The organism is Streptomyces sp. NPDC058289, from assembly GCF_042880975.1.
Lineage (GTDB): Bacteria > Actinomycetota > Actinomycetes > Streptomycetales > Streptomycetaceae > Streptomyces > Streptomyces stoeckheimensis.
Genome location: NZ_JBHVYI010000028.1, coordinates 65,624 through 89,407, shown reverse-complemented (window position 1 = coordinate 89,407; position 23,784 = coordinate 65,624). Strand labels below are relative to the sequence as shown.

The 23,784-nt window shown below is 71.8% G+C and carries 21 protein-coding genes; 7 read left to right on the top strand and 14 right to left on the bottom strand.

Translation table 11 applies throughout. From position 1 onward, the window contains the following. Nucleotides 1-117 precede the first annotated feature (117 nt). The gene (locus tag ACFVX6_RS17075) at nucleotides 118-735 is read right to left on the bottom strand and encodes a flavin reductase family protein (protein WP_389692175.1); all 618 of its coding nucleotides are present in this window, start codon (nucleotides 733-735) and stop codon (nucleotides 118-120) included. Nucleotides 736-850: 115 nt separating this feature from the next. Between ACFVX6_RS17075 and ACFVX6_RS17070 the strand changes: the two genes are divergently transcribed. After that, the gene (locus ACFVX6_RS17070) at nucleotides 851-1,744 is read left to right on the top strand and encodes a hypothetical protein (protein ID WP_389692165.1); all 894 of its coding nucleotides are present in this window, start codon (nucleotides 851-853) and stop codon (nucleotides 1,742-1,744) included. On the opposite strand, the gene ACFVX6_RS17065 is transcribed toward ACFVX6_RS17070, so the two are convergent. Next, nucleotides 1,675-2,676, bottom strand: coding sequence for a GlxA family transcriptional regulator (locus ACFVX6_RS17065; protein ID WP_389692163.1), 1,002 nt, complete (start codon nucleotides 2,674-2,676; stop codon nucleotides 1,675-1,677). The two genes, ACFVX6_RS17070 and ACFVX6_RS17065, sit on opposite strands and share 70 nt — an antisense overlap. Beyond that, nucleotides 2,664-3,314: an HD domain-containing protein gene (locus tag ACFVX6_RS17060; protein ID WP_389692161.1), complete on the bottom strand. Its 651-nt coding sequence runs from the start codon at nucleotides 3,312-3,314 to the stop codon at nucleotides 2,664-2,666. Before ACFVX6_RS17060 ends, ACFVX6_RS17065 begins: the two co-directional genes overlap by 13 nt. A gap of 251 nt (nucleotides 3,315-3,565) precedes the next feature. Here ACFVX6_RS17060 and ACFVX6_RS17055 point away from each other — a divergent pair, with 251 nt between their 5' ends. Then, the gene (locus tag ACFVX6_RS17055) at nucleotides 3,566-4,351 is read left to right on the top strand and encodes a VOC family protein (RefSeq protein ID WP_389692159.1); all 786 of its coding nucleotides are present in this window, start codon (nucleotides 3,566-3,568) and stop codon (nucleotides 4,349-4,351) included. A gap of 66 nt (nucleotides 4,352-4,417) precedes the next feature. On the opposite strand, the gene ACFVX6_RS17050 is transcribed toward ACFVX6_RS17055, so the two are convergent. The 4 genes from ACFVX6_RS17050 to ACFVX6_RS17035 form a co-directional block, all read right to left on the bottom strand. Continuing rightward, nucleotides 4,418-5,221 (bottom strand): enoyl-CoA hydratase/isomerase family protein, encoded by an 804-nt coding sequence (locus ACFVX6_RS17050; RefSeq protein WP_389692157.1) that lies wholly within the window; start codon nucleotides 5,219-5,221, stop codon nucleotides 4,418-4,420. Nucleotides 5,222-5,767: 546 nt separating this feature from the next. Beyond that, nucleotides 5,768-8,002, bottom strand: coding sequence for an acetate--CoA ligase family protein (locus ACFVX6_RS17045; protein ID WP_389692155.1), 2,235 nt, complete (start codon nucleotides 8,000-8,002; stop codon nucleotides 5,768-5,770). A gap of 324 nt (nucleotides 8,003-8,326) precedes the next feature. After that, entirely contained in the window at nucleotides 8,327-8,668 is a 342-nt protein-coding gene (locus ACFVX6_RS17040) for a DUF5713 family protein (RefSeq protein WP_389692153.1), read from the bottom strand. Between the two features lie 112 nt (nucleotides 8,669-8,780). Then, nucleotides 8,781-10,019 carry a flavin-containing monooxygenase gene (locus ACFVX6_RS17035; protein ID WP_389692151.1) on the bottom strand — a complete coding sequence of 413 codons (1,239 nt, stop codon included), beginning with the start codon at nucleotides 10,017-10,019 and terminating at the stop codon, nucleotides 8,781-8,783. Between the two features lie 192 nt (nucleotides 10,020-10,211). On the opposite strand from ACFVX6_RS17035, the gene ACFVX6_RS17030 reads away from it, so the two are divergent. Then, the gene (locus ACFVX6_RS17030; protein ID WP_389692149.1) at nucleotides 10,212-10,676 is read left to right on the top strand and encodes a Zn-ribbon domain-containing OB-fold protein; all 465 of its coding nucleotides are present in this window, start codon (nucleotides 10,212-10,214) and stop codon (nucleotides 10,674-10,676) included. A gap of 217 nt (nucleotides 10,677-10,893) precedes the next feature. Here the strand turns inward: ACFVX6_RS17030 and ACFVX6_RS17025 are convergent, their stop codons facing one another. Further along, nucleotides 10,894-11,571 (bottom strand): pyridoxal 5'-phosphate synthase, encoded by a 678-nt coding sequence (locus tag ACFVX6_RS17025; RefSeq protein WP_389692147.1) that lies wholly within the window; start codon nucleotides 11,569-11,571, stop codon nucleotides 10,894-10,896. Nucleotides 11,572-11,662: 91 nt separating this feature from the next. On the opposite strand from ACFVX6_RS17025, the gene ACFVX6_RS17020 reads away from it, so the two are divergent. Further along, nucleotides 11,663-12,169: a hypothetical protein gene (locus tag ACFVX6_RS17020; protein WP_389692145.1), complete on the top strand. Its 507-nt coding sequence runs from the start codon at nucleotides 11,663-11,665 to the stop codon at nucleotides 12,167-12,169. A 161-nt stretch (nucleotides 12,170-12,330) separates the two neighbouring features. Here ACFVX6_RS17020 and ACFVX6_RS17015 read toward each other — a convergent pair whose 3' ends face one another. Both ACFVX6_RS17015 and ACFVX6_RS17010 read right to left on the bottom strand, forming a co-directional pair. Continuing rightward, nucleotides 12,331-13,266: a D-alanyl-D-alanine carboxypeptidase family protein gene (locus tag ACFVX6_RS17015; protein ID WP_389692143.1), complete on the bottom strand. Its 936-nt coding sequence runs from the start codon at nucleotides 13,264-13,266 to the stop codon at nucleotides 12,331-12,333. Between the two features lie 95 nt (nucleotides 13,267-13,361). Beyond that, nucleotides 13,362-14,573 carry an acetyl-CoA acetyltransferase gene (locus tag ACFVX6_RS17010; RefSeq protein WP_389692141.1) on the bottom strand — a complete coding sequence of 404 codons (1,212 nt, stop codon included), beginning with the start codon at nucleotides 14,571-14,573 and terminating at the stop codon, nucleotides 13,362-13,364. A 294-nt stretch (nucleotides 14,574-14,867) separates the two neighbouring features. On the opposite strand from ACFVX6_RS17010, the gene ACFVX6_RS17005 reads away from it, so the two are divergent. Both ACFVX6_RS17005 and ACFVX6_RS17000 read left to right on the top strand, forming a co-directional pair. Continuing rightward, nucleotides 14,868-16,106 (top strand): acyl-CoA dehydrogenase family protein, encoded by a 1,239-nt coding sequence (locus ACFVX6_RS17005; RefSeq protein WP_389692139.1) that lies wholly within the window; start codon nucleotides 14,868-14,870, stop codon nucleotides 16,104-16,106. Then, the gene (locus tag ACFVX6_RS17000; RefSeq protein WP_250742710.1) at nucleotides 16,106-16,579 is read left to right on the top strand and encodes a nitroreductase family deazaflavin-dependent oxidoreductase; all 474 of its coding nucleotides are present in this window, start codon (nucleotides 16,106-16,108) and stop codon (nucleotides 16,577-16,579) included. Before ACFVX6_RS17005 ends, ACFVX6_RS17000 begins: the two co-directional genes overlap by 1 nt. Before the next feature lie 120 nt (nucleotides 16,580-16,699). Here ACFVX6_RS17000 and ACFVX6_RS16995 read toward each other — a convergent pair whose 3' ends face one another. Beyond that, nucleotides 16,700-17,347 carry a TetR family transcriptional regulator gene (locus tag ACFVX6_RS16995; protein ID WP_250742709.1) on the bottom strand — a complete coding sequence of 216 codons (648 nt, stop codon included), beginning with the start codon at nucleotides 17,345-17,347 and terminating at the stop codon, nucleotides 16,700-16,702. Between the two features lie 300 nt (nucleotides 17,348-17,647). Between ACFVX6_RS16995 and ACFVX6_RS16990 the strand changes: the two genes are divergently transcribed. Beyond that, nucleotides 17,648-18,448: a VOC family protein gene (locus ACFVX6_RS16990; protein ID WP_389692136.1), complete on the top strand. Its 801-nt coding sequence runs from the start codon at nucleotides 17,648-17,650 to the stop codon at nucleotides 18,446-18,448. A 52-nt stretch (nucleotides 18,449-18,500) separates the two neighbouring features. Here the strand turns inward: ACFVX6_RS16990 and ACFVX6_RS16985 are convergent, their stop codons facing one another. The 3 genes from ACFVX6_RS16985 to ACFVX6_RS16975 form a co-directional block, all read right to left on the bottom strand. Next, complete coding sequence (locus tag ACFVX6_RS16985) at nucleotides 18,501-20,033, bottom strand: hypothetical protein (protein WP_389692134.1); 1,533 nt, start codon at nucleotides 20,031-20,033, stop codon at nucleotides 18,501-18,503. A 159-nt stretch (nucleotides 20,034-20,192) separates the two neighbouring features. Next, on the bottom strand, nucleotides 20,193-21,671 hold the full coding sequence (locus ACFVX6_RS16980; protein ID WP_389692132.1) for a hypothetical protein: 1,479 nt from the start codon (nucleotides 21,669-21,671) through the stop codon (nucleotides 20,193-20,195). Between the two features lie 279 nt (nucleotides 21,672-21,950). Next, the gene (locus ACFVX6_RS16975; RefSeq protein WP_389692130.1) at nucleotides 21,951-23,498 is read right to left on the bottom strand and encodes a hypothetical protein; all 1,548 of its coding nucleotides are present in this window, start codon (nucleotides 23,496-23,498) and stop codon (nucleotides 21,951-21,953) included. Between the last annotated feature and the right edge of the window lie 286 nt (nucleotides 23,499-23,784).

Below are 23,784 nucleotides of genomic sequence, written 5' to 3'. Positions count from 1 at the left end.
GGTGGGCTGCTTCTGTTGTGTATATCTCACTGGTTCTTACAGGGGGGGCGCGGCCGCGAGCGGGGCCCCGGCCGACGGCCGGGGCCCCTCTCGCGGTGGGGCGGCCACCGCCCCGGGTCAGTCGGTGAAGCGGCCGAAGCGGCCCTTGTGGAAGAGGAGGGGCTCGCCCTCGCCGGCCGCGCCCATGGCCTCGACCCTGCCCACGACGATGAGGTGGTCCCCGCCGGTGTGCACGGCGTGGATCCGGCAGTCGATCCAGGCGGGCACCGCGTCGAGCTGCGGCGAGCCCGTGGCGGGGGCCGGGGTGTGGGCGACGCCGGCGAACTTGTCGGCGCCGCTGACCGCGAAGGCACGGCACAGATCGCCCTGTTCGGCGCCGAGGATGTTCACGCAGAACACCCCGGTGCGCGCGATGCGGGGCCAGGTGGTCGACGTACGGGCCACCATGAAGGTGACCAGCGGCGGGTCGAGGGAGAGCGAGGCGAAGGACTGGCAGGCGAAGCCGGCCGGACCGTCCTCGCCCTCGCCGGGCGGCGAGGTGATGATCGTGACCCCGCTGGCGAAGTTCCCCAGTACGGCGCGGAATTCGGCGGGGCTGACGGGCGCGCGCTCGTGTTCGCCGACGGCCCGCAGATCGGGGCGGGGCAGTGCTTCGACGGGCTCGGCCCCGGGCTCCGCGGCGGCGGAGGGGAGGGATCCGACTGATCTGAGGTATCGGACGACGGTGGCCGCCATCCCTGCGTGTCCCATCACATCTCCGATTGAAGCTGACGGTTCGTCAGATAGGAAGAGGAGTGTAGGGTCCACATCAATTGAACGCGTTCAACCGATGTGGATGTGGGGGTCCGCCGTGTCGAACCACGTGTTCGTCGGGCCCCGGAGCAAGCGCTCCTGGAGTGGCATCGCGCCCGGTGCGGAAGCCGTCGCCGGTGCACAATTCCTGGTCGCGACGGTGTTCTGGTGGGTCTCCCCGTGCGAGGGCGACGCGTACGGCGTGGGCTACGGCACGTTCGCCATCGGCCTGTTCCTCGAGGTGGCCTTCGCCTGCGTCTTCCTTCCGCCGCTGTCCTTCGCGGCGGGCTGGGTGCACGGCACGCTCTTCACCACCCCCGTGATGGAGCTCTCGCACGTCGTGGGCGTGCGCACCCGGATCCCCGCGCACCGGTGGGCCCCGCCGGTACTGGTCCTGCTCGCAGGCCTGTACGCGGCCCCGGTGGCCCTGCTGGTCCGCACCTCGTACGTCGCCACCTGGGGCTGGATGGCCGCCGCCGGGGTGCTCCCCGTCGGGGTCGCGGTGTACGCGCGGATGCGGCAGCGGACGAAGCTCCGGATGCGGCTGTGGACGCTGGCGGCGACCCTGATCGCGGTACCCGCCGCTCTCGTCGCGGGCTTCCTCATGCCCCCGTACCAGCCGCCGGTCCTGGAGCGCGCTGACTACGTCGGCGTGTGGACCGGCGGCGGCGTCGACCTGGAACTCGACGCGCAGGGCGCGGCGACGGCCGAGGGCCTGCCGGTGGACGACGGATTCGGCGAAGCGGGCCGCTGTTCCGGGCGCGGGACCTGGGAGCACGCCGCCGGTTCGGCCGGCGGCTACGGGCCGGGTGTGGTCCTGTCCGTCGCGGAGTGCGACGAGGCCGCGCTGTACTGGCAAGTGGTGGGCACGGAGGAGGCGCCTCAGCTGTTCGTGCTGATCGGCGACCCGGACGGCGGGGACGTGCGCGTACTGCGGAAGCGGGCGCGGTAGGCGGTCGGGGCGAGGTCCAGGGTCTGCTGGAACACGCGCCGCATGGTCTCGGCGGAACCGAAGCCCGACTGCGCGGCCACCGTGTCCACCGGGTCGTCGCCGGAGTCCAGGAGGGCCCGGGCGGCTTCGAGGCGGACGGATTCCAGGTACTGCCCCGGCGTCATCCCGGTCTCCGAGCGGAAGAGCCGGGCGAGGTGGCGGCCGCTGACCCCGGCGTCCCGGGCGGCCTCGTCGAGCGCGAGCCGGGGATCGGCCCCGATGGCGTCCATGACCGTGCGCAGGACCGGATGTCCGGCCTCGCGCGGGGTCAGGCGGGCGCTGTACTGGGACTGGCCGCCGGGCCTGGCCATGAAGACGACCAGCTCGCGCGCGACCTCCCGGGCGATCGCGGCCCCGTGGTCCTCCTCGACCAGGGCGAGCGCGAGGTCGATGCCCGAGGTCACCCCGGCTGAGGTGACGACGTGCCCGTCCTGGACGAACAGCGGATCCGCCTCCACCCGCACCAGCGGGTACGCCGCCGCGAGCTGCGCCGCGAGCCGCCAGTGCGTGACCGCCCGCCGCCCGTCGAGCACCCCGGTCTGCGCCAGCACGAAGGCCCCGGCGCACACCGAGGTCACCCGGCGCGAGCGGCGCACGAGCTCGGCGACCAGACCCGTCAGGGCCGGATCGGAGACGGCCCGCCGCCAGTCGCTCCGGCCGGGGACGACGAGCGTCCCGGGCCGGGCCGGCAGGTCGTCCGGGCCACCGTCCGCGCCGATGCGTACGCCCGAGGAGGTGCGCACGTCGGCCCCGTCCGGGGAGACGATCCGGACCTCGTAGCGGGCGCCGTGGACATTGGCGGTACCGAACACCTCGGCGGGACCCGTGACATCGAGCAGCTGCACGCCGTCGAAGGCGACGATGACGACGGGGTGGGCGGCTACTCGTCCCACGGGGAGTCCAGGACCACGCGGACGAAGTCCCCGCGCTCGAAACCGGGCACGTGGTGCGCGAGCACGTCGGCCTTGATGTTGCCGAAGGTGGTGCCGGGCTTGGGTGCCACGCCGTCGGCGAAGGCGCGCAGGATGCGCTCCTTGAACCGCGGGCGCGGGTGCAGGGCGACGACCGCCGCGCGGTCCGCCTCGGCGAGGTCGTGATAGCCGATGCCGAGCACGTCGTACTCCACGCCCGCGGTCACCAGCGCCACCTCGGGCTCCATGTGCTCCGGGATGCCCGGGGTGGTGTGCAGGGCGATCGCCGTCCACACCCGGCGCACCGCGTCCTCGGGGACCCCGTGGCTCCGCAGGAACCGGCGGGCCTCGTCGGCACCGTCCACCTCGAAGCGGCGGCCACTGGCACGGAAGGGCTCGGTGAGGCCGAGGTCGTGGAACATCGAAGCCACGTAGAGCAGTTCGGGGTCCGCCTCGATGCCGAGGCGGCGGCCCTGGAGGCTGCCGAAGAAGTACACGCGGCGGGAGTGGTCGTAGAGCAGCTCGCTCAGGCCGTCCCGGACGAGCTCGGTCGCCTCCTTCGCCAGCCGTGAGTCCGGTACCCGGATCGTGTGCGCGAGTGCGTCGCCGGTCGTCGTCATGGTCTGCTCCCTCTCCTGGGGTCCCTGCGGGTCGACTCCAGTCTTCGGGGCCCGCACCGCCTCCCGCCATGGCCATCGGGCCACACATCCCACAGATACGGACACGGGCGAGGGCTCGGCGCGGCCGTACGGGTGATTCCGCCGCCGTGCGGAGTCCCCTGGGGCGCGGGCCCCGTACGGGCTCGGCATCGTGGCGGGGGACCGGAGACAGGCCCCCGCCGCAGCAGCGGCGCACGCACAGGAGGACCCTCATGCTCGGCACCGAATTCCGCAAGGGATCGCCCAACTGGCTCGACCTCGGGAGCCCCGACACCGACGGGGCCGTCTCGTTCTACACCGGCGTCTTCGGGTGGGAGTACGTCTCCCTCGGCCCGGAGGCGGGCGGCTACGGCTTCTTCCAGGTCGACGGCAAGACCGTCGCCGCCCTCGGACCGCTCACCGAGGAGGGCGCCACCCCGGCGTGGATGCTGCACTTCAACACCCCCGACATCCAGGAGACGACGGCGGCCGTCAAGGCGGGCGGCGGAGTGGTGCGCATGGAGCCCGGGGACGTGATGGGGGAGGGCTGGCTGGCGCAGTTCACCGATCCGCAGGGCGCGGAATTCGCGTGCTGGCAGCCGGGGAAGACGGCCGGGCTGGGGCGGGCTTCCGAGGTGAACACCCTCATCTGGGCGGAACTGCACGTACCCGACCCGGTCGCGGCCATCGAGTTCTACGCCGGCCTCTTCGGGTGGCGCTCCGCCGAAATGGAAGCCCCCGGGATGACGTACCGGGTCCTGAGCATCGCCGACGGGGACCAGGAGGACGGCTCCTTCGGCGGGGTCGCACCCCAGGGCGACGGCGCGGGTGACGAAGTACCCCGCTGGGTGCCGTACTTCAACGTCGCCGATGTGGACGCGACCGTGGCCGCGATCCGGGGCGGCGGGGGCTCGGTGCTGATGCCCGCCGCCGACGTCCCGGAGGTGGGGCGGATGGCGTGGACGGCGGACCCGACGGGAGCGGTGTTCGCGCTGCTCACGCCGGACCCGCGGATGTAGGTGCGGGGGCGCGGGTGCGCGGGTGCGCGGGTGCGCGGGCCCGCGGATGGAGGTGCGGATGCGCGGCTACCGGCCGAGGTACTTCGGGGTGCGGCGCTCCACGAAGCCGGCGACCCCCTCGTTCGCGTCGGCCGTGGTCATGTTCAGCTCCTGGGCGGTGGCCTCGGCGGCGAGCGCCGTCGCACGGTCACCGTCCAGGGAGGCGTTGACCAGCTGCTTCGTCAGGGCCAGGGCGCGGGTGGGGCCCTGCGCTAGGCGCTCCGCCCACTCCCGGGCGGTCTCCTCCAGCGCCTCGACGGGGACCACCTTGTTCACCAGCCCGAGCCGCTCGGCTTCGGCCGCCGGGACGGCGTCCCCGAAGAACATCAACTCCTTCGCCTTCTGCGGTCCGACGAGGCGGGGGAGGAGGTACGCGCCACCGCCGTCGGGGACCAGGCCGCGGCGGACGAACACCTCGATGAAACGGGCCGGTTCGGCGGCGATGACCAGGTCGCAGGCGAGCGCGAGGTGGGCGCCGATGCCGGCGGCGGTGCCGTTCACGGCGGCGATGACCGGCTTCTCGCAGTCGAGCACGGCCGTGATCAGGCGCTGCGCGCCGAGCCGGATCATGCGGGCCACGTCGCCGACGACCCGCTCCGCCGGTGCGGCCGGAGCCCCGCGCAGGTCGGCGCCCGCGCAGAAGCCCTTGCCGGTGGCGGTGATGACGACGGCCCGCACGTCGGGGTCGGCGGAGGCTTCGGCGAGCAGCCCGATGACGCGCTCGCGCTGGTCCCAGGTGACCGCGTTCATGGCCTCCGGGCGGTTGAGGGTGATCCAGGAGACGCCGCTCTCGAAGCGGTGGAGGACTTCGTCCTCCGGGGTGCCGGTCATGGTGGAACTCCTGTTCGTGGGTGGGTGCGGCGCCGTTGCCGGGGACCGGTCCCCGGGCCCCTGCGCCTCAAGCGCCGGCGGGGCTGGGTTGTGGTCGGGGTCTGTGTGTACGTGGACGTGGTCGTGCGCCGGCTGCGGAGGGTGGGTCGGTGCCGGGGCCGGGGTGGGGTGTCGGCCTGGACTGCATGATTTAGGCGCCCCGTGCCCTACGTGGACAGGGTGCGGGGTGTTCTCGCGCCACAAATCACGCTTTACGTCCCGGCCGACACCCCACCCCGTCCCCGTCCCCGACCCGGGCCGCCTCCAGCCCCGTCGGCGGGCATTTCAGCCCCGCCGGGGTTTGACCTTTCAGCCGTCCGGCGTTTGAGGACCGGGGTCTGGGGCGGAGCCCCAGGGCCTTTCGGGGTCCGGGCAGCGCCCGGGGAACGGTGGAAGGGCGGGTAGGGGAACTCCGCCCCGCGCAGCGGGGGGACTGGGCGCGGGCCCCGGGGACGGTGGCGGCGCGCCCGGATCGGCGCGGAGCGAGGACGGCTGGGTCACCGGAGGTCAGCGGCAGATGGCGAGGGCGTCCAGGGCGACGGCGCCCTGGCCTCGGGGGAGGACCATCAAGGGGTTGATGTCCAGCTCCGACAGTTCGTCGCCCAGTTCCATCGCCATCCGCTGGACCCGGAGGATGACCTCCACCAGCGCGTCGACGTCGGCAGGGGGCGCCCCCCGTACCCCCTCCAGGAGGGCGTGTCCGCGCAGTTCCCCGAGCATCGCCCGCGCCTGGTCCTCGCCGAAGGGGGGGACCCGTACGGCCACGTCGTGCAGGACCTCCACCAGGACCCCGCCCAGGCCCACCGTCACCGTGGGGCCGAAGAGCTCGTCCTGGGTGACGCCGACGACCATCTCGACTCCGCGTTCCACCATCTGGCAGACGAGGATCCCGTCCAGCGGGACGTTCTCGTAGCGTGCGATGTCCGTCAACTCGCGGTAGGCGTCCCGGATCTGGCTCGCCGAGGTCAGGCCGATCTTGACCAGGCCCAGTTCGGTCTTGTGGGCGAGCTGGGGGCCCGAGGCCTTCATGACGACCGGGTAGCCGACCAGTCCAGCGGCTCGTACGGCCGCTGCGGCGCTGGTCACCAGCTGTTCCCGGGGCACCCGTATCCCGTAGGCGCGCAGGAGCTGCTTCGCCGCGTGCTCGCTGAGCTGCTGGCCCGGACGCATGAGGGCCTGGGCCTTGCGGAAGGAGGGTGAGGTGGTGCGCGGGGCGTCCTCGAAGGGGGAGCGGTAGGCGGCGGTGAAGCGGTGGTGGCCGAGGTAGGCGCGGACGGCGGTGATGCAGTTGCCGAAGGTGCGGAAGGTGGCGACCCGGGAGGAGCCGAGGAGCGTGGTGCGGTAGGCCTCCTCCGTGCCGACGGGGGAGCCCCAGATCACGCAGATGAGTTTGTCGGTCTGTTCGGCCGCGTCCACCAGGTCCTGCGCCAGTTTGTCGCTCATGGGAGGGAAGGGGCCTGTGATCGGGCAGATCAGGACGCCCACGGACGGGTCCGCGAGGATCGCGTCGATGATCTTGCGGCCGCGCCAGTCGCCGACCGGGTGGCCGCCGTTGTCCACGGGGTTGGAGACGCCCAGGTACTCCGGGATCCACTGGTGCAGCTCGTCCTGCTTGGCCTGGGAGAGGGTGGGCAGACTCAGCCCCGCCTCGGTCGCCAGGTCGGAGAAGTGGGCGCCGGTCCCGCCGGAGATGGAGTACACGACCACCCCGTCGGCCAGTGGCTTGCGCGCCCGGGCCAGCAGTGCGGCGGTGTCCTGGAGTTCGTCGAGGCCGTCGACCCGGATGACGCCGAACTGCCGCATGGCGGCGTCCACGACGGTGTCCGCGCCGGTCAGCTTCCCGGTGTGCGAGGCGGCCATGCGGGCGCCGGTCTCGGTGCGGCCGACCTTGACGGCGACGACGGGGACGCCGTTGCGGGCGGCCCGGTCGGCGGCGAGGAGGAACTGCCGGCCGTCCTTGAGGCCCTCCACGTAGCAGGCGATGGCCCCGACCTCGGGCTGCTCGGCGAAGTAGGAGATGAAGTCGGAGGTTTCGAGGTCGGCCTCGTTGCCGGTGGGCGCCCAGTGGGAGAGGCGGATGCCCAGCTCCTGGAGGGTGTAGACCGGGCGGCCCTGGTGGCCGGACTGGGTGATGAGGGCGATGGCCGGGCCGTCGAGGTCCTCGCGGAACTTCTCGAAGGCGTTGAGGTTCGTGTTGGGGCCCAGCAGGCGCAGGCCCGAGCGCCGTACGGCGGCGCCCAGGCGGGCCTGTGCGGCGGCGCCCTCGTCGCCGGTCTCGGCGAAGCCGGAGGCGAAGGCGACGGCGAACTTCACCTTGGCTTCGGCCAGTTGCTCCACGACCGGGAGCGGGTCGGCCACGAGGAGGACGGCGAGGTCCACCTGTTCGGGCAGGTCGGCCACGGAGGCGTGGCAGGGCAGCCCGAAGACCGTGGCCCGGGTGGGGTGCACGGGGTGCAGCCGGGCACCGACGCGTTCCGCCCAGGCGATGAGCTGGCGGGTGATGCCGGTGTTGGGTCTGCCGTCGGCGTCCGAGGCGCCGATGACCGCCACGGACTCGGGCCGGAAGAACCGGTCCAGGTCGGGAGCGTCGGCGTGCAGGGGCCGACCGCTGACGTCCAGCGCGACCGTGTCCTCGGCGGACGGAGCCGCTGTGGAGTGGACGGCCGTCCTGGGGGTCTCCCCGCAGGCCTCGACACGTGCGCGGAAGTCGGTGGTGAGGGTGCCGTGAGTAGATCCAAGCATCGTTCCGCCCGCTCCTGCTCGATGAACCTCGACGAATCTCAATAACTGACGCGTAGTCAGATTACTGAACTGACGTGCCGTCAGGAACAGGGATGCACAGGAAAGCTGGTGGAGGTGCTGTGTGGAGCGGTCGCGGACGACTCCCGGGCACGTCCCGGACCGGCTCCCGGGAGGGTGTGCGGGACGGTTCGCGGGGCCGTCCAGGGAACGGTCTCAGATCGCGGGGGTCCGGTCCAGACCAGTATTCGGCCGAGGTCAGAGGGCCGGGACGGCCGTGCGGGGCGGCCGCTCCGGCGGGCCGTGGCCCCGCCGTTCCCCGGGCGCTCACCACTCCCGGGGGGCGATGAGCTCCTCGATGTCCGCGTCCGAGAATCCGTACGCGGAGGCCACGAAAGCGAAGTCCTCGGCTATCTCCTCGCGCGCCACGGTCTCGATCTCGCTCCCCGCCGCCTCGAACTCCGCTTCCAGTAGGTTGAACTCCTCGGTCGCCGCGCCCGTCAGCACGTACAGCCCGGCCAGGTCCGAGGGTCGCTCGGCCTCGATGCGCGCGCACAGCCGGAGCAGGATGCCCCGGCCCTTGTCGAGGACGTGATCGGGGTAGTACGCGTCCCCGTAGAGCTGCTCCAGGAAGGAGCGGGCCGACACCTGCTGGTTCGTGATCGACATGGTGATCCCCCTGTTCCGCCGACGGCCCGGCGGGTCCGACGTACTGCCGATGCTGCACCAGGCCACTGACAACGGGCCCGATGCTGTGGGGGGATCGGTGGGTGGAGGCCGGCTACGCGCCGACCGTGCGGGCGATGCCCTTGGCGATCTTCTCGGCGTCCAGGGCCAGTTCGCGGAGGTTCCCGCTGATGGGGTTGGTGAAACCGGTGAAATAGAGCCCCGGGGCGTCGGGCGGGGTCTCCGCGCCGTGCGTACGGGGGCGGCCGCGGTCGTCCAGTACGTCGAGCCCGCCGACCAGACCCTCCAGAGCGCGGCGGTAGCCGGTGGCCGCGATCACGGCGTCCGGGGTGATCCGCGAGCCGTCCGCGAGGACCACCTCGGCTCCGTCGAGGGAGTCGACGGCGGCCACGGGCTCCACCCGGCCCGTGCGGACCGCGTCGATCAGGCCGACGTCCTGGATCGGGATCGCCCCCTGCTTGACCCTGCTGTACAGGCCGGTGGTGGGGCGCGGGAGTCCGTACGCGGACAGGTCCGGGACCGAGGCCTTGCCGACGATCGCGCCGAGCCGGTCGACGAGCCGGACCGGGAGGCGCCGGACCAGGATGCCGGTCCGCTGGGAGGGCCAGCCGGCGGTGGAGCGGCGCAGGATGTGCGGGGCGGTGCGCACCGCGAGCCGGACCCGGGCGGCGCCGCCTTCGGCGAGGTCGACGGCTATCTCGGCGCCCGTGTTGCCGACGCCGACGACCAGGACGTCCAGGCCGGCGTAGGGGGCGGGGTTGCGGTACTCGGCGGCGTGGGCGAAGGGGCCCGGGAAGGTGTCCCGGCCGGGCCAGTCGGGGACGAAGGGGGTGTGGTTGAAGCCCGTCGCGACCACGACCGCCCGGGCCGCCATGACGCGGCCGCCGGTGGCGTGCAGGGTCCAGCCGGGGGCGGCGGGGCTGGTGGGGCTGGTGGGGTCGTCGAGGCCGTCGGGGCCGTCGAGGCCGTCGGGCCGGGAGTCCGTGACGGGCTCGATGCGGGTCACCTCGATGCCGGTGGCGATCTCCAGCTCGTGGAACTCGGCGTACTTCTCCAGGTAGCGCACCACGTTCTCGCGCGCCACCCAGCGTCCGAAGCGGCGCGGCATGGCCAGGCCCGGGAGGGCGGAGAGGCGGCGCGTGGTGTGCAGGTGGAGGCGGTCGTAGTGCCGCCGCCAGGAAGCGCCGACCGACTCCGACTTCTCCACCACCACCGCGCGGATCCCGCGGGCGCGCAGCGCGGCGGCGACGGCGAGGCCGCCGGGGCCGGCGCCGATCACGTAGACCGGGCGGGGCTGGGTGGACAGGTCGGGTGCTGCGGGGACTCCGGGCATGAGGTGTGAGCGTATCGCCGTACGGGGGCGGTGGGTCTCGGACGAGGAGGGAATCGGTTGCGGATCGATTACGGGGAGTGGTGGGGGGCGGTGGTGGTGGGGGCGGGCGCTGTGGGCGGGGGCTTGTGGGATGGGGTGGGATCCGGTGAACTGACGGTACGTCAGATGGGTCCGCCCCGGAGGAGTGGTGTCGTGAGTACTGGAGCCGGTACGGCTGCGCGGTTCGACCTGCCGGAGATCGACGACTTCACGCGGCCCTACTGGGACGCGGCCGCGGAGGGGCGGCTGTTGCTGCGGCGCTGCGGGGAGTGCGGCAAGGCGCACCACTACCCGCGGGAGTTCTGCCCGGCCTGCTGGGCGGGGGAGGACCGGGTCACGTGGGAAACGGCGAGCGGGCGGGCCACGCTGTACACCTGGTCGGTGATCCACCGGAACGATCTGCCGCCCTTCGGGGAGCGGGTGCCGTACGTGGCGGCGGTGGTGGATCTTGCGGAGGGGCCGCGGATGATGACCGAGGTCGTGGGTGGGGCGGGGCGGGAGTCGGGGCCGGGGCTGCCGGAGTTGGAGCTGCGGGTGGGCATGGAGTTGGCGGTGACCTTCCGGGAGGCGGCGGAGGGCATCTGGGTGGCGGTCTTCGCTCCGCGCGTGGCCGCCTGACCGGCTGCGGGTGGCTCGGCCCTGCGGGGCTGTCCCCTATCCGCCCTTCCACCGTTCCCCGGGCGCTGCCCGGACCCCGGTCCTCAAGCGCCGGACGGGCTGAGGAGGCGGGTGCCGGGCTCCGCCCGGGCCCCTTGGGGCTCCGCCCCAGACCCCGCGCCTCAAACGCCGGACGGTTGAAAGGACCCGCACGCGTCGGACGGCTGGGTTGGTCGGGTCAGGGCCACAGGAGGTGGTGGGTCCAGGGGGTGGTCGGGGTGCGGGTGTAGTGGAGCCGGGTGTGGAGGCGGGATGCGTCTCCCTGGAAGAACTCGATCTCCGTGGGGGAGAGGACGTACCGGGTCCACGTGGGCGCCGGGGCGTCCGGCTCCGCGCCGGCCCGTTCCCAGGACACCGCCGCGGCGGCGGCCAGCTCCTCCCGGGAGTCCAGCACCTCGCTCTGGCGCCCCGTCAGCGCCGCGGCCAGCGCCCCGCGCGTGCGGGCCGCCAGGTCGGCGCGGCTCTCCACCGCATCGCACGCCGTGACCCGGCCCCGGAAACGGATCTGGCGGGCCACCGCCGGCCAGTAGAAGCCCAGCGCCGCCGCCGGCTGCCCGGCCAGCTGCCGACCCTTCGTGCTGGTGGAGTGCGAGGCGAAGTGCAGGCCGCGCTCGTCGGCGTCGTGCAGCATGACCGTGCGTACGTCCGGGCGCCCGTCCGCGTCCACTGTCGCCAGGCTCATCGTGTGCGGCTCGGGCTGTCCCGCCTTGGCGGCGTGCGTGAACCACTCCCGGAACAGCTCGAGCGGCTCGGCCGGTGCGGTGGCCGTGTCGAAGGAGGGCAGCGGGCCGTCCCAGACGCGCAGGGAGTGCAGGGTGGTGTGGAAGTCGCTCAAGTCGCTGGTCTCGCTCGTCATTCCCCAATCGAACACCACGCGGCTTGGCGGTCACTACGATGTGCGGGTTTTACGTGCTTTACGTGAGTCGTGAGCGTGGGGAGACGTAGGAATGGATAACAGCAGCGGCGTCAGAGTCGGCGGCATACGAAGAGCCCTGGTGGCCCTGGTCGTTGCCGGTGTCGCGGTGGCCTGCGGGCCCGCGCCGGGGGGTGGCGGGGCCTCCTCCGTCCCGTCCGGACCCGTGTCGGCAACGGCCGGCGCCACCACCTCCGCACCGGCGACCTCGCCGCCGCCCACCTCCGCGGCGCCGACTCCGACGCCGACTCCCACGCCCACGCCGACGCCGACGAAGGCTCCGCCGCAGACCCGGGCCCCGGCACCCGCGGACCCGAAGCCGGCCCCGACTCCCAGCCGGAGTACGGCGAAGCCCCCGGTCGCCACCAAGACGCCGCAGGAGCCCCCGAGCGGGGTCTGCGAGATCGTCTCCAACGCCGGGAACTGCTACAACGCCGGCCAGTTCTGCCGCAAGGCCGACCTCGGACGCTCCACCCACGCCGCGAACCGGCGGATGATCTACTGCCGGATGGACGGCACGCAGCCCCGCTGGCAGTACTAGCAGTACCAGCAGCAACGCGGAACGGGGGCGCTCCGCCCGACCTGTTCGGTCGGGGGGAGCGCCCCCGTGGGTGTCCGAATGCGTCCGGAGTGCGTCCGGAGTGCGTCAGGACGTCAGGACGTCAGGACGTCAGGACGTCAGGACGTCACGGCGTCACGACATCAGTCGAGGATGTCCGGGATGGGCTCGGCGGTGGTGCTGCGCTTGAGCGTGGCGGCACCGGCGGCCGGGCCGAGGGCCCAGTCGGTGAGCTTGATCGCGTCCGGGTAGCGGTCCGTGGTGTTCAGCAGGACGCCGACGATGGTCTTGCCGTTGCGGGTCACGGAGAAGACGAGGCACTGGCCGGCAACCGAGCCGCTACCCGTCTTGACGCCGATGGCGCCCGGGGTCTGGTACGGGTGGCCGGGCGTGATCAGCAGGTTGGTGTTCGTCCAGGTGGCGGAGGTGGAGGTGCCGCCGGTGCTGTACGAGGTGGTCTTGACGATCGCCTTGAAGGTGGAGCCCTTCATCGCGGCGCGGGTGAGCTTCGCCAGGTCGCGCGCGGTGATCTTGTTGTTGCCGTGCTGCGAGATGCCGTCGAAGGCGTCGTAGTACGTGTTGGTCATGCCGAGGGTCTTCGCCTTGGCGTTCATCTTCGCGATGAAGTCCAGGATGCGGGCCGACCGGCTCGAGCCCGAGCCGAAGGTGTCGGCGAGCGCGTAGGCCGCGTCGCAGCCCGAGGGCAGCATCATCCCGTAGAGGAGCTGGCGGACCGTGGGGGTGGCGCCGGCCTTCAGGCGGGCCGTGCTCGCGCCCTCGCGGACGACGTAGTCCAGGTACTCCTGCTGGACGGTGACCTTCTTGTTGAGGTCGATGCCCGGCGAGGTGAGGACGACCAGGGCCGTCATGATCTTCGTGGTGCTGGCGCCCTCGAGCTTGGTGTCGCCGAGCTTGTTGGCGATCGTGGCGCCCGTGGTGCCGTCCATGACGAAGGCCGACTTGGCGAGGGTCGGCGGTCCGGTGACTGCCTGGGCGGGCGAGGCGACCGCGACGAGGGCGCCGGTGGCGACGGTGATGGCGAGAGCGGCGCGCGAGCGCCGCAGCAGGTTCGATATCAAGTCAGTTCCCGTGATGGCTGGAGATTCCCCGAAGGGGCCGTGGGCATCGAGGTGCCGGCCCCTCCGGGAGCTTACGCAGCCCGACCGACAAGGAGTCAGTCCCGTCCGAGAATGATCGTGCCCGAGGAACAGAACCAGCCGCCCGTGCCCGAGGCGAGGGCCACTTGTGGGAGGTTTCCGCCTGGTTTGCGGACCTGGCCGGCGCCCGCCTCGCCGCGCAGTTGGCGTACGGCCTCGACCAACAAGAACAGGCCGCGCATGCCGGGATGGCAGGCGGAGAGTCCGCCGCCGTCCGTATTGACCGGGAATTCGCCGTCCCGCAGGAGGCGGCCTTTCTCCACGAATGCGCCGCCCTCGCCCTTTGCGCAGAAGCCCAGGTCCTCCAGGGTGACCAGGGTCATATAGGTGAAGGCGTCGTAGATTTCGGCGAGGTCGACGTCGGCCGGGGTGAGCCCGGCGCGGGCGAAGGCCTGGCGGCCCGAGACCGCCGCGGGGGAGACGGTGAAGTCCTCCCACTCCGACATCGTGGTGTGCGAGACGGCGGTGCCGGAGCCGAGGATCCAGACGGGCTCCTTGGCGGTGTCCGGTACGTAGTCCTCCGCGGCCAGCAGGACCGCGCAGCCGCCGTCCGAGCGGATGCAGCAGTTCAGCTTCGTGAAGGGGTCCGCGATCATGCCGGAGGACAGGACGTCGTCGACCGTGATCGGGTCGCGGAACATCGCGTCCGGGTTGGTGGCGGCGTTCGCCCGCGCCTGCACCGCCACTTCGGCGAGCTGCTCCAGCGTCGTGCCGTACTCGTGCATGTGGCGGCGCGCGGCCATCGCGTACTTGGAGACCAGCGTGTGCCCGTACGGGACCTCGAACTGCAGCGGTCCCCGCGCCCCGAAGGAGAGGTTCGAGGTCCGGCGGCGGGCCTTGATGTCGGCGCGTGCGGTGGATCCGTAGACGAGGAGGACCGCGTTGGCGTGGCCGGCCGCGATGGCGTCGGCGGCGTGGGCGGCCATGACCTCCCAGGTGGAGCCGCCGACCGAGGTGGAGTCGACCCAGGTGGGGCGCAGGCCCAGGTACTCGGCGACCTCCACGGGCGCCAGGATGCCGAGGCCGGCCGAGGCGAAGCCGTCGATCACCGACCGGTCCAGGCCGGAGTCGGCCAGGGCACGGCGGGCGGCCTGCGCGTGCAGGGCGTACGGGGTGGGGCCGTCCACCCGGCCGCAGTCCGAGAGGGCGACGCCGACGACGGCGACCCGGCGGGGCCGGGCCTGAGGGCCGGCGGTGGCGGTGGCGGAGGCGGTGAGGGGTCCAGGCATGAGGAGACGGTACAACTGACGGAGCGTCAGATGCTAGGGGGGTGAGGCGGGGCGGGGTGGCGGGGAGGCTGTCGGGTCGGCGTGGGGGCGGCCCCGGACGGTCGGGAGCATGGCCCAGCTCCGCCGGGTCTTCGGGATCGCCACCCGCTTCTGAGGGGCGCGTGCGCGCGATGGGTCGGGCGGCCGGCTCGGGCGATCGGCTTCTGCGATCGGCTTCGGAGGGTCCGCCCCCTGTGCTTCTGGCGTCGCTCGCCCTAACATGACGGCCCGTCAGATACGGGGAGGAGCCCGACGATGGATGCCGCCTTCACCGCGGAGCAGGACGAGATGCGCCGTACCCTGCGCGAGATCCTGGGCAAACGCTGCGGCCCGGACGAGGTCAAGGCCGCCGTCCGCACCGCCGCCGGACACGACCGCGAGCTGTGGCAGCAGCTCGCCCGGCAGCTCGGACTGCCGGGCATCGCCGTGGCCGAGGAGTACGGGGGCGTCGGCTGCGCCGCCGCCGACCTGGTCCTGGCCTGCGAGGAGACCGGGCGGGTGCTGCTGCCCTCGCCACTGCTGGCCACCGCCGCGCTCGCCGTGCCGCTGATCACCGCCCTGGGGACCGGCGACCAGCGCTCCACCCTGCTCCCGCCGCTCGCGGCGGGCGGGCTCACGGCCACGCTCGCCGTACCCGGCCCGGCCCTGGCCACCGCCCTCGCGCTGACCGGGGACAACGCCCCGGGCGAATGGGCCGGCGGCGGCCGGGCCGGCGGGGTGCAGGCCCGCGCCGTGGACGGCGGCTGGCGGCTGTACGGGGAGGTCGCCCAGGTGCTCGACGGGCACAGCGCCTCGCTGCTGCTGGTCGCCGCGCACGCGGGAGGGTTCGCCCGCAGCCGCACGCTGCTGTTCCTCGTACGGGAGGACGCGCCCGGCCTCGTACGGGCGCGGCAGACCACCCTGGACGAGACCCGCCCGCAGGGCCGCATCGAACTCCGCGACGTCGAAGCGGAGTTGCTGGGAGCCGAGGACGCCGACATGGCCGGAGCCCTCGCCGCCACCGGACGCGGCGCCGCGGCGGTCCTGGCCGCCGAGGCGGTCGGCGCGGCCGGGCAGGCGCTCGCCCGCACCGTGGAGTACGTACGGCAGCGCGAGCAGTTCGGCCGGGCCATCGGCTCGTTCCAGGCGGTCAAACACCGCCTCGCCGACCTCTACGTACAGGTCCAGGCGGCCCGCTCCGCCGCCTACTACGCCGCCTGGGACCCGGAACAGGGCGGACTCGCCCTGGCCCAGGCCCTGGAAGCGCTGCGGATCACCGCAGGCGAAGCCATCCAGCTGCACGGCGGCATCGGCTTCACCTGGGAGCACGACGCACACCTCTACTTCAAGCGGGCGGCCGCCGACGAACTGCTCTTCGGCCCCGTCCACCGACTGCGCGCCCACGCAGCGGAAGCCGCCGGGCTGTTCGCCCCCGCGGCCCCCGCATCTGCATCCGCATCCGTACCCGCACCAGCCCCTGCCCCCGCCCCACGGAACGAGAAGGTGGCCGTCTGATGGCGCCCGGAGTCAAGCTGATGCAGAAGGTCTCCTCGACCATGCTGTTCGCCAAGATCGCACCGCACTTCATCCCCGCCATGGACAAGGCGGTGCACAAGCTGACCCGCGGCAAGGTCATCCTCAGCGCCCAGATGCTCCCCGGCGTGATCCTGACCGCCAAGGGAGCCAAGACCGGCGAACCGCGCACCACCCCGCTCGCGTGCATGCCGGAGCAGGACGGGGTGAGCTGGCTGCTGATCGGCTCGAACTTCGGCCGCCCCGGACACCCGGCGTGGACCGGGAACCTGCTCAAGAACCCTGACGCGGACGTGAGTTGGAAGGGTCAGGACATCGCCGTACGCGCCCGCCTGCTGGCGGGTGAGGAACGCGCGGCGGCGTGGCAGGCGGTGCTGAAGTTCTGGCCGCCGTACGCGACGTACCAGGCGCGCATCGAGCGCGAGATCCGGTTGTTCCGCCTGGAGCGTCGCTGATCGCGGCGGAAGTCCCGTGGTCGAAGTCCCGTGGCCGAAGTGCCGTGGCCGAAGTCCCGTAAGGGCGGCGGCTTGAGCGGCGGCCCCGAAGGCGCGGCGGACCCGGTGGGGGTCCGCCGCCTACTTCGTCGGCTTCTTGCCCGTGATGCCCAGGTGGACCAGGAGCGCCAGGTTCGGCTTCAGCTCCGCCTGCTTGACGCCCCAGGTCTGGAACCCCTTCTGGTGCGAGGCGACCGCCGCGAGCATGGCGACCAGCGAGCCGGCCATCGCCGCCGGGCTCACGTCCTTGTCGACCTTGCCCTTGGCCTGGAGCTCCTTCATCGACTCCGTGAGGGAGTTGGTGACGGAGTTGAGGATCTTCATGCGGATCTTGTAGAACCGCTTGTCGCCCTCGGCCGCACCGAGGTCGACGACCCGCAGGATGGCGTCGTTGCGCCGCCAGAACTCCAGGAAGCCGTCCACGAGTTCCTCGGCCGCAGCCCAGCCCGCCTTGCCGACCCACGCGCGCCCCTCGACCAGCGAGGTCAGCTGTGCGCCCTCGTTGGCCATGCGCTCCGCGATCTCCAGGACGGCACCTTCGACGTCCGGGAAGTACTGGTAGAAGGTCGCGGGGGAGGTACCGGCCTTGCGGGCGACGTCGATCACTTTGACGTCGCGGTACGGCGAGGAGCTGAGCATCTCGCTGAGGCAGTCGAGCAGCTTCTGCCTCGTCGCCTGACCGCGCCGGCCGGCAACGCGGCCGTCGACGGTGCGTACTTGTCCTGTCATGCCGTCAGCTTACCGAGGGGTGATCGGCGCGCGATTCGGCCGCCTGCAAATGGGGTTACGGGACGCCTGGCCTGGGCGTACGCCCGCCCCGGCCCGTCACCACGACCGATTCCGGCCGCGCCCGCCCCCTGGGCGCGCCGTCCGGCTTCGAACCCTATCCCCCGAATAGTCTTATCAACAGGCTGTGGACAAGTTTTCGGGCACATCATGATCCGGAGGACATGGCTGGCGAGCGAGGCGGAACGTGCGCGGAGGGTGCACACCCTTGCACACCCCCGCACAACGGAAGGAACCGGGCTCATGGCCGCATTCGCGGAAGGCTCACCCTGCTGGGTCGACGCCTCCCTGCCGGACGTGGAAGCCGGCAAGCGCTTCTACGGTGAGCTCTTCGGGTGGACCTTCGCCGACAGCGCGGGAGCCGAGTACGGCCACTACACCCAGGCCTACAGCCGCGGCCGCAACGTCGCCGCCCTCGCCCCCAAGCCCGACGGCCGGATGCCGACCGTCTGGGGGATCTACCTCTACACCACCGACGCGTACGCCTGCGCCCAGCGCATCCGCGCCGCCGGCGGCCAGATGGTGATGGACCCGATGCCGGTCGGCCCCTACGGGACCGCCGCGATGGCCGCCGACCCCGGTGGGGCCGTCTTCGGCCTGTGGCAGCCCGGCACCCACCACGGTTTCGACGCCCAGAACGAGCCTTACACGTACTGCTGGTCCGAGGTGTACACCCGGGCCCGCGACGCCGTGGACGTCTTCTACGCCAAGGTCTTCGGCTACGTCCCCGAGGACCAGAACGACGACGAGTCGGGCATCGAGTACCGCGTCTGGTCCCCGCCCGGCAAAGCGCCCGGCTCGGAGACCGCCGTCCTGGGGCGCAGCCTGATCACCGACGCCTTCCCGGAGATCATGCCCGCGCACTTCCTCGCGTACTTCGCCGTCCCGGACTGCGACCAGTCCGTGGCGATGGTGCAGCGCCTCGGCGGCCGGGTCACCGCCGACCCCTTCGACACCCCGTACGGGCGCATCGCGGTGGTCGCGGACAACCAGGGCGCGGTCTTCGGGCTCCTCTCGGAGCCGCGGACGAGGACGGGCGGCTAGGCCGGGCGGCTGGGCCGGCCGTACGGGGCCCCGTACGAGGCCGTCCGCCGGGTCAGCCGGTGACGTCGACCGAGTCCACGCGGCTCTCGGCACGCACCCAGGAGGAGTCCATGGACGTCACCGCCTTCCAGTCGCCACTGCGGTCCGCGACGAACGCCTTCTTGAAGGCGCCGCGGGCATCGGTGGTCGTGGCCCCGACCCGGATCCACTCGCTGCTGCCCGTCGCCCGGAAGAAGACGCCGACCGTGGCGCGGGCGACCGGCGTGGCCGGGCCGTTGAGCTCGTTCAGCCGGCCCTGTACGGTCAGCTGCCCACCGCGCTTGACCGGCTCGGGATGGGCGTTGAATTCGGAGAACGTGGGCACGACGCGAGTGATTGTGAGGACTTCCGAGGTGCTCTGCGGCATGTCCTTGCCCGCGTACCGCAGTCGCCAGTACCCGCGCTCCGCGGGCACGGTGTGGTCGAAGCGGGCGTCGAAGGTGGCCACGAAGGTCTTACGAGTGGTCCAGACCTTGCCGTCCGGCGAGAACTGGATCTCGACGGGACCGCCGGTCGGTAGCTTCGGGCCCGAGTGCACCTTCGTGTGGTACAGAGTCGCGTACTGGTTGAACCGGACCGTCCACGGGATCCCCCGCCCGTACTGTTCGGTGGGCTCCCCGGGGAAGTGCACGTCCGCGGGGACGTCGGCCACCACGGAGTCGGACGTCTTCTGGTCGAGCCAGATCTGACGACCCGTCGTGACCACGACCGTCCGGTCGTCATCCGCCTTGAAGCTGGTGGAGAAGCGGCCGTCCGCGGTGCTCTTGAACGGGGTCATTGAGTTGAGGGCCATGAGCGTCGCCACCGGCTTGAGCGTGCCGTTGGCCGAGACCCGCTTCACCGAGCCCTTGACCGGGACCGTGCCGTTCTCCGGCACGGACACGGCGTGGGAGCCCGGGTCCAGCTCGATCTTCACGGCCTGGGCCGCCACCGGGACGTCGGTCTTTCCCCAGACGGAGAGGCCGCTCGCGGTCGTGTGGTTCAGATGGACCTGGGCGTCGGCCTCGGTCCCCGTGAAGGTGATGGGCGCCTTGATGTGGCCCCGGCCGTCGGTGGTCGCGGTGACGGACCTCCCCGAGACCCCGACGTTGACCCGCGCGTTGACCAGGGGGACCTGCTTGCCGTCGCGCGGGTCGAGGCCCTGGAGGTCCGCCTCGACGGTAGTGCCCAGGCTGTCGAGGTTGACCGCCTTCGAGCTGGTGATGCCGCTGAGGACGGGCTTGAGGGCGTAGTTGAGGGTGGCCGCGTCCTTGAGCACGAGCTGCTCGCCCTCGGTGCCCCAGTACTCGACGTCGACGGTGTAGAGCCCGAGCTTGTCGAGCTTCACCGGGCCGGAGGTGAAGGACCCCTCCGTCGACGACGAATCGCTCTCCGTGTACGAGAAGTCCTTGATGGTCTGGACGCGGGTCTGGGAGCCCTTCGCCCGCAGGTGGACCACGGGCCCCATGCCCTGGCCGCGGACCACATCGATCCGTACGCCTTCCGCGGTGGCCGTGATGTAGAAATCCTGGTCGGCGGCGTACGCCGTGCCCGGAGCGAGGAGCATGCCGCCGAGGACGGCGGCGGTGACCGCGAGTGCGGTGGTTTAGCGCATGTGCTTCACAGGGTCCCCCCAAGGACTGGTTGCTCGCGACGATGACCGTCGAGCGGGCGGAACGGCTGCCGGTGCGAGTGCCGGCGAGCGGCCTGCTTACGGGGTCACGGGTTACGGGTTCACCGTGAGGTCGTCGCGGCGGCTCTCGGCGTTGAAGTGCTTGCCGTCGGAGTCGCCGTAGCGGACGATCCAGGCGCCGGTCTCGTCGGCGGTGAACGTCTGGACGAACTTGCCGTCCGCGCCGGTCTTGGCCTCGCCCCGGTAGACGTAGTCCTGGCTGCCGACGGGCTGCAAGTAGAACTGCACCGTCTGGCCCTCGTACGGCTTCGCCGGGGTCTCGTGCTGGAGAGTGCCCTTGATGGTGAAGGTCTGGCCCTTGCGGACCGGCTCGGGGGCGGCGTTGAAGTAGGTGAAGGCCGTCGCCGTCCGGGTCAGCCGGACCGGCTCGGTGACGGAGCCCTGCATGCTGGGCGCGGCGGCGTACCGCAGCCGCCAGTAGCCGTCGCTCTCGCCCACGCCCGGCAGCGTCTGGTCGAACCGGGCGGAGGCGAAGTCCACGGTGAAGACGTGGCGCGTCTTCCAGTCCGTCTTGCCGTCGGCCGAGTACTGCACCTCGAGGAGGGTGGGGGCCTGGCTGAGGGGCCTGTGGGCGAGGCCCCCGGTGAACTTCACGCCGGTGGCGTCGACGGTGGCCTTGACGTCCGCGAAGTAGCTGACCTCGACGACCTCGGCCTCCGTACTGGCGATCACGTAGTGCAGCCACGGGGACTTGCCGCCCGCCCACGTGGTCTTCACCGGGCCGCTGCGGGACATCAGCAGCTGTCGCTCGAACCGGCCGTCCGCCGTCGTCTTGGGCTCGCCGGTGAGGTCCGCGAGCATCGGCGTGCCTGCGGGGACGGGCTTGCGGGTGCCGTCCGCGGCGATCCTGACGGCCTGGCCCGTGAGCTTGGCCGTCGAACCGTAGCGGGCCTTGATCTTCCGGGACTCGGGGTCGAGGACGATCTCGGCCTTCTGGCGGACCGCGCGGGCGGTTTCCGTGCGCCCCCCGGCCTTGATGTCCGGGGTGTCCAGGACGTCGACGCGCACGTCGGTGTGGTTCTCGGTGCCCCGGAAGGTGAACGGGGCGGACAGGTGGCCCTGCGCGTCCGTGGTCGCCTCCTGCGAGGTGCGGTCGGCGGTGAGACGGACCTTGGCGTTCTTGAGCGGGGCGCTCGCCCCGGTCCGCGGGTCGAGGGTGGTGACGTCCGCCGACACGGTGGTCTTGAGGTTGTCGAGGGACACTCCGTCCGCCGCATCGACCTTGCTGACCACCGAACGCAGCCGGTAGTCGAAGTCCCCACAGCTGGCGGGGTCGGCTTCGGAGCCGACTTCGAGCGCGTAGATGCCGAGGGCGGCCGGCTTGAGCGGCTCCGAGACCAGCTGGAAGTCGGGGAAGATGCCCTCCGGGTCGGTCACCTTGCGGAACGTGTCGACGGTGGCGACGCGCAGACCCGTTTTCTTGTCCCGCAGGTGGACGACGAGGCCCTCGGGCACGCCCGTCCCGTCCTGCGCGCTGAAGACGCTGAGGGACCCGTCCTGGGTGGCGGACATGTCCGGCGGGCAAGCAGTGGCCGCGCCGGAGGCGCCGGCCGCATACGTTGCGATGGATGCATCCGATGCGGCATGCACCGACCCCGGCACGGCCAGGCCCGCGAGCAGCGCTGTGGCGACGACGACGGCTGAGGTCAAACGGTGACGCACGGATTCCCCCGGACTTTGACGAGCTGAACGGCTGTTAGACCCGCGACACCCCCCAGGGGTTGTACGCCTTTTCCCGCAGGTAAGGCCGGTCGGCCTTTCCTGCGGGGGGCGTCCGTACGGGTTAAGGGCTTACGGGTTGACGACGAGGTCGTCCTGGCGGCTTTCGGCGTTGAAGTGCTTGCCGTCGGCGTCGCGGTAGCGGGCGATCCAGGTGCCGGTGCGGTCGGCCTTGAAGGGGTGGACGAAGGTGCCGTTCGCGGCGGTCACGGAGTGGCCCTGGTAGATGAAACCCTTGCTTCCGGTGGGCCGGAAGTAGAACAGGACCGTCTGGCCGCCGTAGGCCTTCGCGGGGGTCTGGTGCTGGAGGGTGCCCTTGATGGTGAAGGTCTGGCCCTTGCGGACCGGTTCGGGTGCGGCGTTGAAGTAGGTGAAGGTCGTCGCGGTCCGGGTCAGGCGGACCGGCTCGGTCATCGCGTACTGGGAACTCAGCCGCCAGTAGCCGTCGGAATTGCCCGGCAGCGTGTGCGTGAACGGGGTGGAGAAGTCTGCGGTGAACGTCCCCCGCTTCTTCCAGCCCGTCTTGCCGTCCACCGAGTACCACGCGGTCACCGGCATGTCCCCGACAATCCCGGAAGGGGCGGGCTTGAAGCCGAGGACTCCCGTGAAGGTCACGCGCCGCGCAGAGTCGATCGCCGCCTTGTACTGGGAGAAGGAGACCTGTCCCGTGGTGTTGACCGTGATGGAGTGGTTCTTGAACTCCAGCCACGGGTAATACCTCCCGTTCGCCCAGGAGGTCTCCACGGTGTTCTGCCAGTCGACCTTGACCTTGCGCTCGAAGCGACCGTCCGCCTTCGTGACGGGTGCGCCGGTCAAGTCAGCGGTGAGGGGAGTGCCCTCGGGGACCGGCCTGCGCGTGCCGTCCGCGGCGATCCTGAGTGCCTGGCCCTTGACCGTCGCGATCGCGCCTAGGGGTGCCACGATCGGCTGTGAAGCGGGGTTGATGGCGATGACCGCCCTCTGGGGAACCGCGGGCACCTCGAACGATGCCCCCTTTCCGTCCATGTCCGAGGTGGCCTGCAGGCCGAAGCTCACGTGGCTCGACGTCTCCGTGCCCCGGAAGGTGAACGGGGAGGTCAGCTTGCCCTGCGCATCCGTGGTCGCCTCCTGGGTGACGGCCTCGTTCTTGATCGTGACCTTGGTGTTCGCGAGCGGGGCGGTCACCGCGGTCCGCGGGTCGAAGGTGGTGACGACCGCGGACACGGTGGTCTTGAGGTTGTCGAGGGAGACCTGGTCGGTCGCGGACATGTCCTTGACCTCCGTACGCAGCCGGTAGTCGAAATCCCCGCAGGTGACGTGGTCGGCCTCGGATCCGATCTCCAACCCGTAGATCCCGATGGCCGGCAGCTTGAGCGGCTGCGAGATGAAGGCGACCTCCCGCATGTCCTCGTGGCGATCGGTGCGGAACTCGGAGACGGTGGCCACTCGCTGACCCGTCTTCTTGTCCCGCAGGTGGACGACGGGCTTCCTGTCCGTTTCCATGGCGTCGATCACGAGGGATCCCTCGTGATCGGCGAACATCCTGCCGCTGGAGCAGAAACCGGGGCGGGTCTCCTCCGCCCCCGCGGGCGCGGCCAGCCCGCCGACCGCTGCCGCGGCGATGACGATGGCTGAAGTCAAACGGTGACGCATGTGTCCCCCGGGTGCCGATGAGTAGAACTGGTGGCTAGACCCACGAATCCCCCCTTCGGTTGTACGCAGTTCCCCCACCCCGTACACGACCACCCGCCGTGCCGGGGCCGGACCAGGCGCGGGCCTGACAGAATCGGGGGTGCGCGACCCGGGCCGACCCCCGGAGTGAGACGCTGCACGGGGCAGGGACCCGCGGCGGCTCGCGCGCATCCGGTGACATGACGGCGATGACGGCGATGCCACCGGCGATGGCTGGAAGAGCGGGGACCGCGAG

Coding starts and splice junctions, on each gene's coding strand:
- ACFVX6_RS17035 (WP_389692151.1), bottom strand. CDS start 10,019: ATGCCCGGAGTCCCCGCAGCACCCGACCTGTCCACCCAGCCCCGCCCG.
- ACFVX6_RS17045 (WP_389692155.1), bottom strand. CDS start 8,002: ATGCTTGGATCTACTCACGGCACCCTCACCACCGACTTCCGCGCACGT.
- ACFVX6_RS16985 (WP_389692134.1), bottom strand. CDS start 20,033: ATGCTCCTCGCTCCGGGCACGGCGTACGCCGCCGACCAGGATTTCTAC.
- ACFVX6_RS17020 (WP_389692145.1), top strand. CDS start 11,663: ATGGATAACAGCAGCGGCGTCAGAGTCGGCGGCATACGAAGAGCCCTG.
- ACFVX6_RS17055 (WP_389692159.1), top strand. CDS start 3,566: ATGCTCGGCACCGAATTCCGCAAGGGATCGCCCAACTGGCTCGACCTC.
- ACFVX6_RS17005 (WP_389692139.1), top strand. CDS start 14,868: ATGGATGCCGCCTTCACCGCGGAGCAGGACGAGATGCGCCGTACCCTG.
- ACFVX6_RS17025 (WP_389692147.1), bottom strand. CDS start 11,571: ATGACGAGCGAGACCAGCGACTTGAGCGACTTCCACACCACCCTGCAC.
- ACFVX6_RS16980 (WP_389692132.1), bottom strand. CDS start 21,671: ATGTCCGCCACCCAGGACGGGTCCCTCAGCGTCTTCAGCGCGCAGGAC.
- ACFVX6_RS17010 (WP_389692141.1), bottom strand. CDS start 14,573: ATGCCTGGACCCCTCACCGCCTCCGCCACCGCCACCGCCGGCCCTCAG.
- ACFVX6_RS16995 (WP_250742709.1), bottom strand. CDS start 17,347: ATGACAGGACAAGTACGCACCGTCGACGGCCGCGTTGCCGGCCGGCGC.
- ACFVX6_RS17050 (WP_389692157.1), bottom strand. CDS start 5,221: ATGACCGGCACCCCGGAGGACGAAGTCCTCCACCGCTTCGAGAGCGGC.
- ACFVX6_RS17040 (WP_389692153.1), bottom strand. CDS start 8,668: ATGTCGATCACGAACCAGCAGGTGTCGGCCCGCTCCTTCCTGGAGCAG.
- ACFVX6_RS16990 (WP_389692136.1), top strand. CDS start 17,648: ATGGCCGCATTCGCGGAAGGCTCACCCTGCTGGGTCGACGCCTCCCTG.
- ACFVX6_RS17000 (WP_250742710.1), top strand. CDS start 16,106: ATGGCGCCCGGAGTCAAGCTGATGCAGAAGGTCTCCTCGACCATGCTG.
- ACFVX6_RS17075 (WP_389692175.1), bottom strand. CDS start 735: ATGGCGGCCACCGTCGTCCGATACCTCAGATCAGTCGGATCCCTCCCC.
- ACFVX6_RS17060 (WP_389692161.1), bottom strand. CDS start 3,314: ATGACGACGACCGGCGACGCACTCGCGCACACGATCCGGGTACCGGAC.